The organism is Nostoc sp. JL34 (assembly GCF_017114945.1).
Taxonomy (GTDB): domain Bacteria; phylum Cyanobacteriota; class Cyanobacteriia; order Cyanobacteriales; family Nostocaceae; genus Nostoc.
In genome coordinates this window covers 18858-34287 of the sequence record NZ_JABXKQ010000084.1, presented here as the reverse complement: position 1 = coordinate 34287, position 15430 = coordinate 18858, and the positions used below count along the sequence as shown (strand labels likewise).

The window sequence follows — 15430 nt, the reverse complement described above, 5'->3', positions numbered from 1 at the left end:
TCTAGCTGAGAAGATTTAGTGCGATCGCTTCTAACCCCGGAACTGGTTTTAGTAATTCTAATAATACGTGAGTTCGACAAGTCTTATTTGACCTATCCGACACGGAGAGGGGAGCAAAAAGCTGAATTTTTCGTTGCTCCTCCCTTTCCGTTTCCCAGAGGGAGGCTGGGAGGGAGAGGTTCATCGAACTCACATTAATAATGTTCAGTCCTTACTTCAAACGCCCAGACCCCAAAGAGTCTGAGCGCTTGAATATTAGGTTGCAGAGAAACTTCTGCTAGATTTTTGTGGAATTATGCGGGCATCATCTGCATACTTTTGCAAGACTCTGCACACTTACGGCAAGCGGCAGCACATTCCATCATTTTCGCGTCATCGCTCATCATCTCACAAGCCATTGCAGTGCGATCGCACATTTGGGCACAAAGCATACAAGTCCGTTCCATGAACTCAGAACCGCTCATCATCATATTCATGCACATCATGCACATTTCAGAGCAATCGCGCATCATGCTCATCATGTTCATCATGTTCTTGTCCATCTGCTTACCACCTTTGCTCATGCAGTAAGTCATGGTTTCCATGCACATTTTATGACAGTCCATACAGGCATCCATGCAAGTTTGCATTTCTGGAGTCATGGTTTCAGTCATCATCATCATCATCATCGGAAATACCTCCTGATTTTTTGATGCTTAAATAGTGTCCTTTGAAGGACTACTCATAACATTAGTCCTATCTTTTTAAAGAGTCAATGGGGTTTTTAATTCCTAATTTATAAGTCTACTATCCCGATATAATTACCGGGAATGGGAACGAATTCTACACTCAATTAGTGTTGTTTTTCTGAGGATTGCTATGTACCAAGATTTACAAACCCCTGCTTGGCAGTGGGGTTTTATTGAGCGAATAAACTTTTCATCGGGGATCAAAAGTTAGAGTGAAATCTGGATCAAAAATAATGTCATTTTTTTTAACAAATACCTAAACAAATTATTTATGAACTTATATTAACCCAGTATTTACTAACTTCTATTAACTAGAAGACAGACACACTTAAAAATTTGTAATTCCTAACGATATTTCAACCCCATCTCAAACAAAATTACCTCTGAAGGTAGGGGTCACAAACTCTATACTTAATTATGAGCAATTAAGTTTATAGCGCAGAATAAAAATCGGTTTTTCCCATGCTCAATGCCTAATTTTCAACCTAGAGCATTTTCTAAATCAGCTTGCAAATCTTGCAGATGCTCAATTCCTACGGAAAGACGGACTAAATTATCCTTTATTCCGCGCTTAAGTCGTTCAGCTTCTGGTAATGAACCGTGGGTCATTTTAGTAGGATAGCAAAGCAGTGATTCTACACCACCCAAGCTTTCAGCCAGCAAAAATAACTTGAGTCGAGAAGCGAATCTTTCAACTTCAGCAAAACCGCCTTTTAATTCCAAACTAATCATCCCCCCAAAGCCAGACATTTGCTCTTTTGCTAATTGATGCTGTTTATGACTGGGTAATCCTGGATAATAAATGCGCTCAATTTTGGGATGCTTCTCTAAAAATTCAGCCAAAAATAAAGCGTTTTTTTCATGTTCTCGCATTCTTACAGCTAGAGTTTTAATCCCTCGCAGTACTAACCAGCTATCAAAAGGACTAGGAATCGCCCCGATCGCATTTTGATAAAACTTCAGTTCGGTGTATAGTAGCTCGTTAGATGTGATGACTGCGCCACCAATAATATCGCTGTGTCCCCCTAGATACTTGGTAGTGCTGTGAACTACAATGTCAGCACCTAAATCTAACGGCGTTTGAAAATAAGGACTAGCGAAGGTATTATCAACTACTAAGATGATATTGTTTCTACGGGCAATATTTGCTAGTGCAGCAATATCAATAATTTTTAACAAAGGATTAGTAGGAGTTTCAATCCAAATCAGCTTCGTATTTGGTTGAATGGCAGTTTCAAAATTAGCGATGTTATCAATATCTACATAGGTAGTTGTCACACCCCAATTTTTCACAACCTTTTCTAGCAAACGATAAGTTCCACCATATAAATCATCACCAGCAACAACATGATCGCCACTTTTGAGTAGACTTAATACTGTGGTCGTTGCAGCCAAGCCTGAGGCAAATGCTAAACCAAACTTTCCATTTTCAATAGAAGCTAAAGCTTCTTCTAAAGCTGTGCGGGTTGGGTTTCCTGTGCGGGAATATTCATATCCTTTGTGCTTACCTATAGCTTCTTGCTCATAAGTAGAAGTTAAATAAATAGGGACAATTACAGCACCAGTTTGTGGGTCTGATTGCTGACCTTCATGAATTGCTCTAGTCTCAAATTCCATGATTTTTCCTTGTTTATTCTTGGGTTTGACTAATCCAATATCTGATTAAATCGGCTCTGGTAATTAAACCAATGGGAACATCATGCCGCTTAATAATAATTCCTGTGGTTCCTGATAACAGAACTCGATAAGCTTCGGAAACATCGACTTCTTCATCAAGCATCGGTAACGGTTTACCCATGACTGCCGAAACTTCCTGGTTAGAAAAGTTGATCCCATCATGGAGAAATTTCATTAAAGAAGCTTCGTTGACACTTCCTACTACATGATTATTATCAATCACCGGTAGCTGCGAAATATTCAGCTTTTGTAGGTAGTTTGTGGCTTTACTTAAGGTATCACGGGGGCTGACGGCAACTAGAGAAGGAAAATCTATTTTTTGAGCAAGAATTTCACCAACTTTGATACTTTTTACTGTTGTACCTTCCCAAAAACCATTTTCCTGCATCCAGGCATCGGAGTAGATTTTATTAATGTAGTTTCTTCCCGTATCTGGTAATAGGGCTACAATATACTTCGGCTCTGTTAATCTGGCTGCATATTTGAGCGCTGCGGCTACTGCTGTCCCGCAAGAGCCTCCTACCAATAAACCTTCTTCTCGTGCTAAACGACGAGCCATATTAAAAGATTCTTTATCGCTAACCCGAACCATTTCATCAACTAATTGACGATTAAATGTTTTGGGAATAAAGTCTTCACCAATCCCTTCAACTTTATAAGATTTGGGACTATCACCAGAAAGAATTGAACCCTCTGGATCTGCACCAACAATTACTATATTGGGATTTTGCTCTTTCAGATATTTAGCAACTCCGGAAATTGTCCCACCTGTGCCCATCCCTGCAACAAAAACATCAACTTTCCCATTACTATCTGACCAAATTTCTGGCCCTGTAGTTAAGTAATGTGCTAAAGGATTATTCAGGTTTTCAAATTGATTTGGTCTATAGGCTCCTGGTATTTCTTTGGCGAGTCTTTCCGCTACACCGTTATAACTTTCTGGTGAGTCAGGCGGTACAGATGTGGGAGTAACAACTACTTCTGCACCATAAGCTTTGAGTAGATTGATTTTATCCTGGCTCATTTTATCAGGCATGATGAAAATACAGCGATACTTTTTCACTGCTGCAATTAATGCCAGTCCCACACCAGTATTACCCGCGGTAGCTTCAATAATAGTGCCACCGGGTTGCAATTGACCTGTTTTTTCCGCGGCTTCAATCATGGTGAGAGCAATTCTATCTTTGGTACTCCCGCCAGGATTGAGATATTCTACTTTGGCATAAATACTTGAGTGAATGTCTTCGGTAATTTTGTTTAGTCTGACTAATGGAGTTCTACCAATTGATTGTAAAATGTTGTCGTAAGTAGCCATATAGCAGCCCTAAATGATTTGTAAAATCTTTTATTTCTTATCTTTGTTTCCTAGCCTTTGAGAAGATAAGATAAGAGAATAAATAAATATTAGGATGTTAGTTATACATTTGATTGCAATTTGAGTAAGCGATCGCTACCTATTTGTAATGTTTCAGGTCTTTTGCTAAAGCAAAATCTGATCAATGAATGTCCTTTTTCTGGTTGGCTGAAAAAGCTGGAACCGGGAACTACCGCAACACCAATATCTTTAATTAGATGGTAAGTAAATTCAATATCGGTTTTGTAGCCAAATTTGGAAATATCTGCAAGAACGTAATAAGCTCCTTTAGGGACGAAATAGGGAATACCAACTTGGTCTAGAATTTGCAAAATGCTGTCTCGCTTCTGGTGATAAAGTTTGGCTAGTTCTTCATAATAGGATGGTGGTAGTTGCATGGCGGCAACTCCGGCTCGTTGTAATGGTGCAGGTGCGCCAACGGTGAGAAAATCATGGACTTTGCGAATCGCCCCTGTCAATTCGGGGTTTGCCAAAATGTAGCCGACTCGCCATCCGGTAACGCTATAAGTTTTAGATAAACCGTTAATAGTAACGGTGCGCTCTGCCATTCCGGGAAGGGTTGCTAGGGCAATATGTTGAGTGCCGTCATAGAGAATATGTTCATAGATTTCATCAGTGAACGCTAATACATCCCACTTTTGACAAAGTTCAGCAATTAGGGTGAGTTCTTCACGGGTGAAGACTTTACCTGTGGGATTGTGGGGTGTGTTGATAATAATAGCTTTGGTATTGGCATTGAAAGCTTGACGCAACTGTGCTTCGTCAAATGTCCAATGGGGGGGATGCAGTGTCACGTAGCGGGGTATAGCACCAGCTAAAATCGCATCAGGGCCGTAGTTTTCGTAATACGGCTCAAATACAATTACTTCGTCACCAGGATCGACTGTCGCCAGCATCACAGCTGCCATTGCTTCTGTGGAACCACAGGTAACGGTGACTTGGGTTTCGGGATCGATATCTAAGCCGAGATACCAACGAACTTTGTTAGCGATCGCATGACGAAATGGGCGATCGCCCCAAGTAATGGCATACTGATTTACATCTGCCTCTATTGCCTGATATGCTGCCTGTTTCAACTCCAAGGGACAGGGAAAATCAGGGAACCCCTGCGCCAAATTCACTGCACTGTATTGCAGTGCCACCCGCGTCATTTCTCGAATCACAGACTCTGTAAACTGTTCTGCCTTCGCTGATATTTTTTGGCGCACAATCTCACTCACCCCTATACCTCCGTATTGCAGTTACGCGGAAATTTCTGTAAACCCGATAGAATCCATAATATCGATAGATTTATCGTAGTATACTCAAATTCCAGATCCAGAGGGAATAGAACCTTATTATCTATATACTGAATTATTGAGATTAATAGTCAATTATTGAACGTACTGATCCAGAATCATCATGAAATCTTTGCACCGTCCCGATCTCTATAGCTGGTCTAATTTCAATCCGGCAAGAAATATTGATTTCAATGGGATTGCCTGGATTCGCCCAGATGGCAACATCTTGATTGACCCAGTAGCCCTATCAAACCATGATTGGAATCATCTGAAATCCCTCGGTGGTGTGGTTTGGATTGTGCTGACAAATTCTGAGCATATCAGGGCAAGTAAAGAAATTGCCGATCAAACTTATGCTAAGGTAGCTGGCCCTGTGGCAGAAAAAGACACTTTTCCCATACATTGCGATCGCTGGCTGTCTGATGGAGAAGAATTTGTCCCAGGATTGGAGGTGATTGAACTCCACGGTTCTAAAACTCCCGGTGAATTGGCTCTGTTACTAGAGGAGACAACTTTAATTACAGGGGATTTAGTCCGGGCACGCAAAGCAGGTAGCTTAACGATTTTGCCAGATGACAAACTGCTGAATCGAGAAGAGGCTGTTGCTTCTGTGCGGAGGTTAGCTCAACTGAGTCGGATAGAAGCAGTGCTGGTGGGGGATGGTTGGCCCGTTTTTCGTGATGGACGCGATCGCTTACTGGATCTGGTAGCGACGTTGTAAATAAGTAAGGTAGCACAGCTAGCTGTGCTACCTTACAGGAAATTCTTTTTCAAATAGATCAAAAAGGCTGTAAGAAGAAAATCAAACAACACCGTATCATGGTAGTTAGTAGCATTTATGTTTGATAATTTCTTTTTTGCCTTAAAAGAATATCAGGTAAGTCATTTCCTGATTTACTAACGGCAAAATGTGAAAGCTTTCACTGATTAACCTAGTTGGAGAACACTGATGTCAAAGGAAAGAAAAAGTAACAAAGAAGCTAAAAAACCTAAAAAAGATCCCAAAGACAAAAAGGATAAAAAAGATCCAAGCAAATAGGACGATTTAGGTAAATAGCTCTAGCGAAGACCAAGAGTTGTATTTCCTTAAATTGACAATATTTTATCCAGTAGGACTGAATAGGAAAAAATATTGTCAAAAATTTATTCACCCTTGGTCAAGCCTCAAAATCTAAGAATTTAGGTTGTATCTGCGATTTCTACAACGGGCTATGACGCTCGATGACTCGCTACCGCTTCGCTATCGGCGTCGCAACTTATCAAGCAGGGACAAACGTTAGCGAAACACCATTCATGCAGTAGCGTTTGCCAGTGGGTGCAGGGCCATCATCAAAAACATGTCCCAGATGACCACCACAGCGACTACAATGCACTTCAGTTCTGGTCGTAAATAACGACTTATCTACAGTAGTAGCGATCGCACCTTCAATCGGGTTAAAAAAGCTAGGCCAGCCAGTACCACTGTTAAATTTGGTATCAGATGTAAACAATGGTTGTTCACAGGCTGCACAAAAATAAGTACCTGGATCGTATTCCTTGTCTAGTGGGCTGGTGTGAGAGCGTTCAGTCCCATGTTTACGCAATACATTAAACTGTTCTGGCGTTAAAATTGTGCGCCATTCTGACTCTGGTTTGGTAATTTCAAATCCACTCTTAGAAGTTGTCATTGCTTCTGACCCCCAATTTATATACCTTGATAACAATGCCGTGCCGACTATTACTGCACTAGCCTGTAAAAAATACCGTTTGTCCATATATCTATTATTTTCTATTTTCCGGTTAACTGGCCAATCAATTCCAGTACGGGATTCCCTACATAAATAACTATAATTAGCGATCGCCCTGAGTTAGCCCTGATAAACTGATTAAAATTAGCTAAGAAACAACAAATTATTTTTCAACAAAATACGAGGCGGGAATCCGATCAATTTGCTCCGATTTTGGGCAATAGGTAAGTATAGATTTAAATTGGAGCATAGCCACGGTCAATCATCATCTTCATCAGAGGTGGTTGTGATATCCTGAGTAGTCCCCTGTTTACCCCGACTCGTCAAAAACACAAATGCGTGATTGAGCCGCTTCACACCACTTAGGGTAATTAGGGTCAGTAGCCCTCCCAATAATCCCATTTGCCACAGACCACAACCAATCGCAGCCCCCAATCCGGCCGCAGTCCAGACACAAGCGGCTGTAGTTAAACCTTTTACTTTTGGCGTTGCAGATTTTCTCGGAGACTCTTGTAAAATCAATCCAGCTCCAAGAAATCCGATCCCGGTAGCTACACCTTGAATTGTGCGACTCAGTGCATTGGTGGCAGCATAGGGACTCTCACCCTCAGCCTGCAAAGGAATCATCACGAATAGTGCTGCCCCCATACTCACAAGCATGAATGTTCTCATCCCTGCTGGTCTACCCCCTTGCTGACGGTTAAATCCAATCAAGCAACCAACCAGGAGTGCCAAAGACAATCTCAACGCTATATGTGGCCAATCGTTGGCAGCAATAAACATCGGCCCCATTGCTTTATTTCTCCTAGAGACAGAACGAAACTTTGCGCCTATTGCCAGTGGGCTGGATGGCTACCCACGTTCATAGCTGAAAACTAAGTACATTAAGTCAATCAGCTTGGCGTACATTAAGGTTAATTTAACAGAAGGTTAGGGATAAGTAAACTAATATACACAATGCTACCATCGCTGTATTCTTCCCAGAGACGGAAGGAAAGGGGCAGAGGAGCAGAAGAGAATCACAATACCCCAATCCCGAATTTTTTTGATCGCTAGCTTATTGAACACTGCCTAATATACATTGGTCTGATAGGAATACCGGAGTTTTCTGAAAACTTCTTGCTTGCTTAAGTAGAATGTGTGATACTCTAAATCTAGAAATAAAGCACGGTATTTCTATCGAATTGCCGTAGTTTAAAAGGACAGGACTCATGCAGCTACTATGGTTCATCCCAACCCACGGTGACGGACGTTACCTTGCAACTGCTACAGGTGGACGGGCAGTAAGCTTTCCTTATTTACGGCAGATTGCCCAAGCAGTGGATGACCTTGGTTATACAGGGGCATTACTGCCCACTGGTCGTTCTTGCGAAGATGCTTGGATTGTAGCGTCAACCTTGGTATCACTGACACGACAGATGCGTTTTTTGGTGGCGATTCGTCCTGGCTTGGTATCACCTGGAGTGGCAGCGCGGATGGCGGCGACCTTTGATCGCCTCTCTGGAGGACGCTTGCTGATAAATGTCGTGACAGGAGGCGATCCCGTGGAGTTAGCGGGAGATGGCTTGCATTTGGATCACGATCAGCGGTATGAATTAACAGATGAATTTTTGACAGTATGGCGAGCGATCGCTAGTGGTGAACAAGCCAATCTCCAAGGCGACTATCTCAACATTCAGGATGGTAAGCTACTGTTTCCACCTGTTCAGAAGCCATATCCGCCCTTGTGGTTTGGTGGTTCCTCTCCCATTGCTCAAAACATTGCTGCCAAGCATATAGATGTTTATCTGACTTGGGGTGAACCACCGGCGCAAGTAGCCGAGAAGATTGCATCAGTTCGCAGACTTGCTTTATCAGAAGGTCGGACTGTGCGGTTTGGGATTCGCCTACATGTGATTGTGCGCGAAACCGAGAGTGAAGCTTGGGATGCGGCCAATCAATTGATTAAGTATGTAGATGACGAGGCGATCGCTAAAGCCCAAAAAGCTTATGCGCGGATGGATTCAGTTGGACAACAACGGATGACTCAATTACACCACGGTAATCGTGAGGCATTAGAGATTAGCCCGAACCTGTGGGCGGGAGTCGGTTTGGTACGCGGTGGTGCGGGAACAGCCTTAGTAGGCGATCCCCAAACTGTAGCGGCGAGGATGTTGGAATATGCAGATTTAGGTATTGAGTCCTTTATCCTTTCTGGCTATCCCCACCTAGAGGAAGCTTATCGAGTTGCAGAACTTCTGTTTCCCCATTTGCCTTTAGAGAACTTACCCGCAGTAGAGAAGCAACATGTCTTAAGTCCATTTGGCGAGATTGTTGCAAATGAAGATTTCCCTAAGCAGCAGCATAACCAGAAAGCCACATCCATATCCTAGTAAAGTTTAGGGTATTAGGGATTGGGCATTGAAAATGCAGAAGAGGCAAGGGAGAAAAGGAAGAGGGGGTAGACAAGGAAGAGACTTGTTGAATAATTCCCCCTTGTCCCCAATCCCCAATCCCAATCCCCAGTCCCCCATTACCCCTTATCCCCAGAGGGGGCCCCACCTTCCCCAATCCCCATTAATACATAGGAGTTTAATTCAATGGCAAATATTTTAGCGATCGCAGGTAGTCCAACCCATCCATCTAGAACTTACGGTTTTGTCGAATACACTGCCAAGCTTTTACAACAAGAAGGCTTGCATGTAGACATTATTTCAGTTCGAGATTTGCCTGCTGAAGATTTAGTTTTTGGACGATACGACAGCCCTGCTTTAGAACAGCCAAAAGCTTTACTAGCAAAAGCAGATGGTGTGATTATTGCCACGCCAATTTACAAAGCTGCTTACACAGGAGTGCTAAAAACATTTCTAGATTTGCTGCCACAAAAATCATTGACAGGTAAACCTGTGTTACCAATTGCTCTGGGTGGGACGATCGCTCATTTATTGGCAATTGAATATGCTCTTAAACCTGTGTTATCTGAATTAGGAGCGCGGCATATCCTAGCTACTATTTATGCGGTAGACAAACAAGTTCAACGACAAGCTGATAACAGCGTCCTGTTAGATGAGGAAATTGAGCAAAGACTCAAAGACGTTCTCAAGGAATTTGTTAAAGCTGTAGAATATGATGCCGCAGCGCCTCAAGAATTGGTTCATGCCAATTAAATAATCAAGTTTATACCTCCGTTTGCTTGTAGCAGAGGGGTAATTATACTCATCTGCTACCTTTTTTTAAAGTTAATCAGAGCGACATAAATTTATTATTAAAAATAATACTTATATAGCAATATTCAAATGAATAGACTAAGCCTAAATATCTCTCCAAACCTCTCTAGTCTATTCAACAAATACTGCTGTAATTTATGATTTTTCCCATATTAAGATGTTGTAAATATTCCAACTGTCTCCTAACTCTACCTGTAGTAGGTTAGTAAAATTTACTCACCTGCTACTTTCTCTCCTGAAATTTCCAAATTTGGGATGCTTCCCCTGACTCTTGGCGTATTTGGCAGTTCGTTTAATAAATGTTAGGTGCATCTTCATCGCTGATTGATATTAAGGCTTTTTTTGCAAGAAATTTATAAAAGAGTCAAGACAGGGGATTTGCTCCCTTGACTCTTTTGAAGCAGAACTCGCAACAGAATTACCCACCGTGTATTAATGGCAATGCGCTTTTTTGGTCAAGTTAGCCAGTAAATTAGAAGTAGGGCGTAAAAAAATAAACTCAATGAAAGCGATGTCTAACGACAAGCCGCAAGGCGTCTGCGCTTCTGAACTTGCATCTATCGTCGATGAAGAAAATGCTATTTGTCTTTGGGAAAATCTCGAACTAGGTCAGCAAAAACGTATCCAGCAGGCTATAGCTTCTGGGAAACTTCCCAGTTGTATTGTCTATCCTCGTAGCCAAGAACAGCTAGCCGCAGTCATCGCTACTGCTCACACAAACAACTGGCGTGTCCTCCCCTGTGGTAGTGGCAGTAAACTCAACTGGGGTGGTTTAGCTAAGGGTGTTGATGTCGTAGTTAGTACGGAACGCATCAACCAACTGATTGAACACGCTGTTGGCGATTTGACTGTCACAGTAGAAGCGGGGATGAAGTTCTCCGATTTGCAAGCACTTTTGGCAAAGTCGCGGCAATTTCTCGCCCTTGATCCCACAGCACCAGAGTCAGCTACTATTGGCGGTATTGTTGCCACAGGTGATACAGGTTCTCTGCGGCAACGCTATGGTAGTGTGCGCGACCAGTTACTAGGTATTACCTTTGTCCGTGCTGATGGAGAAATTGCTAAAGCTGGGGGAAGAGTAGTTAAAAATGTTGCTGGATATGACTTAATGAAGTTGCTTACGGGGTCTTATGGCACATTAGGTTTTATTAGTCAGCTAACTTTTCGCCTGTATCCGCTATCAGAAGCATCAGGGACGGTGGTATTGACCGGCAGTGCAGAGGCTGTATCCCAAGCGGCTGATATCCTTCGAGGTTCGGCGTTAACACCAGTCCAGGCTGATTTGCTATCAACTAAATTGGTGTCTAGTTTAGGGTTGGGTCAAGGACTGGGATTAATTGCTCGCTTTCAAAGTATTAGTGAGAGTGTTAAAGAACAGTCAAACCGAGTTTTGCAAGTTGGGCAAAAGTTGGGATTAGATGGGACAATTTTTGCAGATACTGATGAAGCTAATCTATGGCAGAGATTGCAAGAACAAATACATACTACTGCTACAGAATCTGTAATTACCTGCAAAATAGGAGTGTTACCTACTGCTGCTATAGAGATTTTGACTCAGGTAGAGTGGGGTTTAATTCATATTAGTAGTGGTTTAGGTTTGTTACAATTAGAGAGTAAAAATCAAGTTTTTCAAATCCGCGATCGCACTCAAGCTCATAGAGGTTTTTTAACAATTTTGTCAGCACCAATAGCGGTTAAACAACAAATAGATGTTTGGGGTTATACTGGCAACGCTTTGCCGTTGATGCGCCGTATTAAGGAACAATTTGATAGTAAAAATATTTTAAGCCCTGGTCGGTTTGTGGGTGAAATTTAGTTTTAAGAAAGTGTAGACATGCAGCCAGCAACTTGGCGCAGGCTACCACCAAGGATTCTAAAGACGCAAAGAGAGAGGGGACAAGAAGTTATATGCAAGTTTCAGAAAATTCTGTTAATAATACAGCTAGTTTAAAGAATTTAAAGGGGTTTGATGTTAATCATCCGCCTGACCCGAAGTTGATTGATAGTTGTGTACATTGTGGATTTTGTCTCTCGACTTGTCCCAGTTATCGGGTACTTGGCAAGGAGATGGATTCTCCTAGAGGACGTATCTATTTAATGGATGCGATTAATGAGGGTGAGATTGCCCTGAATACGGCAACAGTAGAACATTTTGATTCTTGTTTGGGGTGTCTTGCTTGTGTGAGTACTTGTCCTTCTGGTGTGCAGTATGACAAGTTAATTTCTGCAACTCGTCACCAAGTTGAACGGAATTATCCCCGCAGTTTACCAGACCAATTTTTTCGTCAACTGATATTTTCTCTGTTTCCCTATCCCAATCTTTTACGAGTTTTACTAGTTCCGTTGTTGGTTTATCAAAAGTTGGGTTTTGCCAAATTATTTCGGGCTACGGGTTTACTCAATAAAATATCACCCCGTTTGGCAGCAATGGAATCAATTCTGCCAGAAATCACTCTCAAATCTTTTCAGGATAGTTTACCTACTGTGATTCCCGCTAAAGGTGAGAAGCGCTACCGAGTTGGGATGATTTTAGGTTGCGTCCAAAGGCTATTTTTCTCCCCCGTGAATGAAGCAACAGTGCGCGTTTTAACAGCCAATGGTTGTGAAGTTGTGATTCCGAAATCTCAAGGTTGTTGTGCGGCGCTTCCCGAACACCAAGGACAAACAGAACAGGCGAAAGCTTTAGCAAGGCAGATGATTGATAGTTTTGCCAAGACGGATGTGGATTTTGTAATTATCAATGCTGCTGGTTGTGGTCATACTTTGAAAGAATATGGTCATATCTTAGAAGATGACCCAGAATATCGGGAAAAGGCAAAGGATTTTGCAGCTAAGGTTAAAGATGCTCAAGAATTTTTGGCAACTGTTGGGTTAACAGCAAAATTATCGCCACTGACTGATAAAACCTTGAATTTAGTTTATCAAGATGCTTGTCATTTATTGCATGGACAAAAGATTAGCGTCCAACCGCGTCAGATATTGCGGCAAATTCCAGGGGTGAAGTTGAGAGAACCAATAGACGCAGCTTTATGTTGTGGCAGTGCTGGAGTCTATAATATGCTGCAACCAGAAGTTTCTGAAGAATTAGGTCGGCAAAAAGTAGAGAATTTGTTGAATACTGGTGCTGAGTTAATTGCTTCTGCTAATCCGGGGTGTACTTTGCAGATTACAAAACATTTGCAGTTGCAAGGTAAGAAGATTTCAGTTATTCACCCGATGGAGTTGTTAGATTATTCGATTCGCGGTGAGAAATTGAAATTGTAGATATTTCTTGTGGGGTGGACATCTTGTCATTAGTGTCAACTTAAGGTTAAAACCCATTTGTCAACGATAGGTTTTGTTAGGAACGAAGTATAAAGGTGAACTTTTTTCTGACTTTTATACGCAAGCTGGGAGTGATGCTAATAAACAAAGCATTAATAGTCCATGAAAAAGTTCGTTTTTTGTCCCTTTCAAACCGAATTTTTAAGCCTAAATGCTTATTGACATAGGAAGTTTGAGCTTAACTTGACACCAATGACATCTTGTCCGCCCTTGGTTGTAGGCGGGTGAGACACGCGCCCCACAAGAAAAGTTAGATATTTTTTCGCTTGGAAGTTCTTAATCAGTCATTTTGAAGAAGTTTTTTCCGAAATAGCGGCTTTGTCGTCTGTATAATCACTGAAATGGGCAAGAGCGTCAGGCTGATTTCAGGTGATTTTTGATGAAACTAGATTTAGTCAGGTTTTTTCAGGCTTGCAACCCCAGTAAGACTCTGGTTGTAAGCAAACCGGAAGATAGACAGTATTATATTGATTTCTCTAAAGTTCGTGGTGCCAAGATTATTGAAGAATTAGGACGAACTATCACCCGCCTTGCACCTGAAGAACCTACCTGTCAATTATTTACAGGACATATAGGTTGTGGCAAATCCACTGAGTTACTGCGGCTGAAAGCAGAGTTAGAGCAGCAGGGATTGCATGTCGTTTATTTCGAGTCTAGCCAAAGCCTGGATATGGCTGATATTGATGTTACAGATATTTTATTAGCAGTAGCTCGTGAGGTGAGTCAAAGTCTAGAAGCAATCAAAATTAACCTCAAACCAGGATACTTTAAAAATCTGTTTACGGAAATTTCTGAGTTTTTGCAAACGCCGCTAGATATAGGCGTTGAGGCGGAATTATCTGTAGGTATTGCCAAGATTACCGCCAAAACTAAAGATAGTCCCAAACTTCGCGGTCAGTTACGGCAATATTTAGAACCGCGCACCAATGGCATTTTAGAATCAATTAACAAAGAATTGCTCAAGCCTGCTAGAGAAAAACTCAAGCAGCAGGGTAAAAAAGGACTGGTGGTAATTATAGATAATCTCGACAGAGTAGATAACTCTCAGAAACCTTCCGGTCATTACCAGCCAGAATATCTCTTTGTGGAACGGGGTGAACAGTTAAACCAGCTAAATTGTCATGTTGTTTATACCATTCCGTTAGTGTTGATTTTTTCCAACGCTTTAGGAAGGTTAACAAATCGCTTTGGCGTAGACCCCAAGGTTTTACCGATGGTTCCTGTGCAATTACAAGATGGTTCGCAATTCTCACAAGGAATTACGCTACTGCAACAGATGGTCATGGCGAGGGCTTTTCCTGGTGTCAGTTGGGAACAAAGTCGGAATTTAATTACTGAGGTTTTTGATAGTCCTGATACTTTAGAGCGACTTTGCCAAGTTAGCGGTGGTCATTTGCGTAATTTGTTGATGTTATTGTTTCGCTGTCTTCAGCAAGAAGACCCACCTTTGTCGCGTGAGTGTGTAAATAGGGTGATTAAACAACGCCGCAATGAGCTAACTTTGGCAATTACGCCCGATGAATGGGAATTACTGCGTGAGGTGACGCAAGAGAAAAGCTTGAGAGGTCATGAAAGATACGAACTTTTGCTCCGCAGTATGTTTGTATTTGAATACCGGAATGAGGATGGTTCGTGGTTTGATGTCAATCCGATTTTGGCAGAAGCCAAGGAATTTAAGTTATAAATCGGCTGTGAGGCGTAGAGTTCTACGCCCTTAACTATCAGGTATTTTGTAAAATGGCACAACGTTAGCGGTATCAGCAAGTGCGGGAGCTATATCAGCAAGTGCGGGAGCTATATCAGCAAGTGCGGGAGCTATATCAGCAAGTGTGGGAGCTAAATCGACAAGTGCAGGAGCTATATCAGCAAGTGCGGGAGCTATATCAGCAAGTGCGGGAGCTATATCAACAAGTGCGGGAGCTATATCAACAAGTGCAGGAGCTATATCAACAAGTGCGGGAGCTATATCAACAAGTGCGGGAGCCGTGTCAGTTGTCATCTTCACAACTACAGCTTTTACAACTAGCAGAAATCGTTCATCATCCTTTCTGCCCCCCTGCCTCCTGCCCCCTGCCTCAAAACCCGTAGCTTTGTACTTCATGCAAAAGAAAAC

Annotated in this window: 14 protein-coding genes; 6 read left to right on the top strand and 8 right to left on the bottom strand. The window is 42.1% G+C overall.

The features are described 5' to 3' along the window. Position 1 precedes the first annotated feature (1 nt). The 5 genes from HWQ44_RS16015 to HWQ44_RS15995 all read right to left on the bottom strand — a co-directional run bounded on the left by HWQ44_RS16015 (position 2) and on the right by HWQ44_RS15995 (position 5000). Positions 2-184: a hypothetical protein gene (locus HWQ44_RS16015; RefSeq protein WP_292720244.1), complete on the bottom strand. Its 183-nt coding sequence runs from the start codon at positions 182-184 to the stop codon at positions 2-4. 109 nt (positions 185-293) lie between these two features. Then, positions 294-665 carry a four-helix bundle copper-binding protein gene (locus tag HWQ44_RS16010; RefSeq protein ID WP_292720295.1) on the bottom strand — a complete coding sequence of 124 codons (372 nt, stop codon included), beginning with the start codon at positions 663-665 and terminating at the stop codon, positions 294-296. 543 nt (positions 666-1208) lie between these two features. Further along, positions 1209-2345, bottom strand: coding sequence for a cystathionine gamma-synthase (locus HWQ44_RS16005; RefSeq protein WP_292720241.1), 1137 nt, complete (start codon positions 2343-2345; stop codon positions 1209-1211). 13 nt (positions 2346-2358) lie between these two features. Further along, positions 2359-3720: a cystathionine beta-synthase gene (locus HWQ44_RS16000; protein ID WP_292720238.1), complete on the bottom strand. Its 1362-nt coding sequence runs from the start codon at positions 3718-3720 to the stop codon at positions 2359-2361. A gap of 101 nt (positions 3721-3821) precedes the next feature. Further along, a complete protein-coding gene (locus HWQ44_RS15995) occupies positions 3822-5000 on the bottom strand; it encodes an aminotransferase class I/II-fold pyridoxal phosphate-dependent enzyme (RefSeq protein WP_292720236.1) in 1179 nt (392 codons plus the stop codon). 181 nt (positions 5001-5181) lie between these two features. On the opposite strand from HWQ44_RS15995, the gene HWQ44_RS15990 reads away from it, so the two are divergent. Then, entirely contained in the window at positions 5182-5781 is a 600-nt protein-coding gene (locus HWQ44_RS15990; RefSeq protein WP_292720234.1) for an MBL fold metallo-hydrolase, read from the top strand. Positions 5782-6319: 538 nt separating this feature from the next. Here HWQ44_RS15990 and msrB read toward each other — a convergent pair. Both msrB and HWQ44_RS15980 read right to left on the bottom strand, forming a co-directional pair. Continuing rightward, a complete protein-coding gene (msrB, locus tag HWQ44_RS15985; RefSeq protein ID WP_292720231.1) occupies positions 6320-6814 on the bottom strand; it encodes a peptide-methionine (R)-S-oxide reductase MsrB in 495 nt (164 codons plus the stop codon). Between the two features lie 231 nt (positions 6815-7045). Next, positions 7046-7579 (bottom strand): MgtC/SapB family protein, encoded by a 534-nt coding sequence (locus HWQ44_RS15980; protein ID WP_292720229.1) that lies wholly within the window; start codon positions 7577-7579, stop codon positions 7046-7048. Between the two features lie 419 nt (positions 7580-7998). Between HWQ44_RS15980 and ssuD the strand changes: the two genes are divergently transcribed. The 5 genes from ssuD (at position 7999) to HWQ44_RS15955 (ending at position 15001) form a co-directional block, all read left to right on the top strand. Then, entirely contained in the window at positions 7999-9159 is a 1161-nt protein-coding gene (gene ssuD, locus HWQ44_RS15975) for an FMNH2-dependent alkanesulfonate monooxygenase (RefSeq protein WP_292720226.1), read from the top strand. 207 nt (positions 9160-9366) lie between these two features. Further along, positions 9367-9933, top strand: coding sequence for an NADPH-dependent FMN reductase (gene ssuE / locus HWQ44_RS15970; RefSeq protein ID WP_292720223.1), 567 nt, complete (start codon positions 9367-9369; stop codon positions 9931-9933). A gap of 562 nt (positions 9934-10495) precedes the next feature. Continuing rightward, entirely contained in the window at positions 10496-11809 is a 1314-nt protein-coding gene (locus HWQ44_RS15965; RefSeq protein WP_292720220.1) for an FAD-binding oxidoreductase, read from the top strand. A gap of 92 nt (positions 11810-11901) precedes the next feature. Beyond that, positions 11902-13257: a (Fe-S)-binding protein gene (locus HWQ44_RS15960; protein WP_292720217.1), complete on the top strand. Its 1356-nt coding sequence runs from the start codon at positions 11902-11904 to the stop codon at positions 13255-13257. Positions 13258-13696: 439 nt separating this feature from the next. Continuing rightward, complete coding sequence (locus HWQ44_RS15955) at positions 13697-15001, top strand: P-loop NTPase fold protein (RefSeq protein ID WP_292720214.1); 1305 nt, start codon at positions 13697-13699, stop codon at positions 14999-15001. Positions 15002-15031: 30 nt separating this feature from the next. Here the strand turns inward: HWQ44_RS15955 and HWQ44_RS15950 are convergent, their stop codons facing one another. Continuing rightward, complete coding sequence (locus HWQ44_RS15950; protein WP_292720212.1) at positions 15032-15418, bottom strand: hypothetical protein; 387 nt, start codon at positions 15416-15418, stop codon at positions 15032-15034. Between the last annotated feature and the right edge of the window lie 12 nt (positions 15419-15430).

What these genes read in the sequence shown, in the direction of transcription:
- HWQ44_RS16015 (WP_292720244.1), bottom strand. Translation starts at nt 184, where the DNA reads ATGAACCTCTCCCTCCCAGCCTCCCTCTGGGAAACGGAAAGGGAGGAG.
- HWQ44_RS16010 (WP_292720295.1), bottom strand. Translation starts at nt 665, where the DNA reads ATGATGATGATGATGACTGAAACCATGACTCCAGAAATGCAAACTTGC.
- HWQ44_RS16005 (WP_292720241.1), bottom strand. Translation starts at nt 2,345, where the DNA reads ATGGAATTTGAGACTAGAGCAATTCATGAAGGTCAGCAATCAGACCCA.
- HWQ44_RS16000 (WP_292720238.1), bottom strand. Translation starts at nt 3,720, where the DNA reads ATGGCTACTTACGACAACATTTTACAATCAATTGGTAGAACTCCATTA.
- HWQ44_RS15990 (WP_292720234.1), top strand. Translation starts at nt 5,182, where the DNA reads ATGAAATCTTTGCACCGTCCCGATCTCTATAGCTGGTCTAATTTCAAT.
- msrB (WP_292720231.1), bottom strand. Translation starts at nt 6,814, where the DNA reads ATGGACAAACGGTATTTTTTACAGGCTAGTGCAGTAATAGTCGGCACG.
- HWQ44_RS15980 (WP_292720229.1), bottom strand. Translation starts at nt 7,579, where the DNA reads ATGGGGCCGATGTTTATTGCTGCCAACGATTGGCCACATATAGCGTTG.
- ssuD (WP_292720226.1), top strand. Translation starts at nt 7,999, where the DNA reads ATGCAGCTACTATGGTTCATCCCAACCCACGGTGACGGACGTTACCTT.
- ssuE (WP_292720223.1), top strand. Translation starts at nt 9,367, where the DNA reads ATGGCAAATATTTTAGCGATCGCAGGTAGTCCAACCCATCCATCTAGA.
- HWQ44_RS15965 (WP_292720220.1), top strand. Translation starts at nt 10,496, where the DNA reads ATGAAAGCGATGTCTAACGACAAGCCGCAAGGCGTCTGCGCTTCTGAA.
- HWQ44_RS15960 (WP_292720217.1), top strand. Translation starts at nt 11,902, where the DNA reads ATGCAAGTTTCAGAAAATTCTGTTAATAATACAGCTAGTTTAAAGAAT.
- HWQ44_RS15955 (WP_292720214.1), top strand. Translation starts at nt 13,697, where the DNA reads ATGAAACTAGATTTAGTCAGGTTTTTTCAGGCTTGCAACCCCAGTAAG.
- HWQ44_RS15950 (WP_292720212.1), bottom strand. Translation starts at nt 15,418, where the DNA reads ATGAAGTACAAAGCTACGGGTTTTGAGGCAGGGGGCAGGAGGCAGGGG.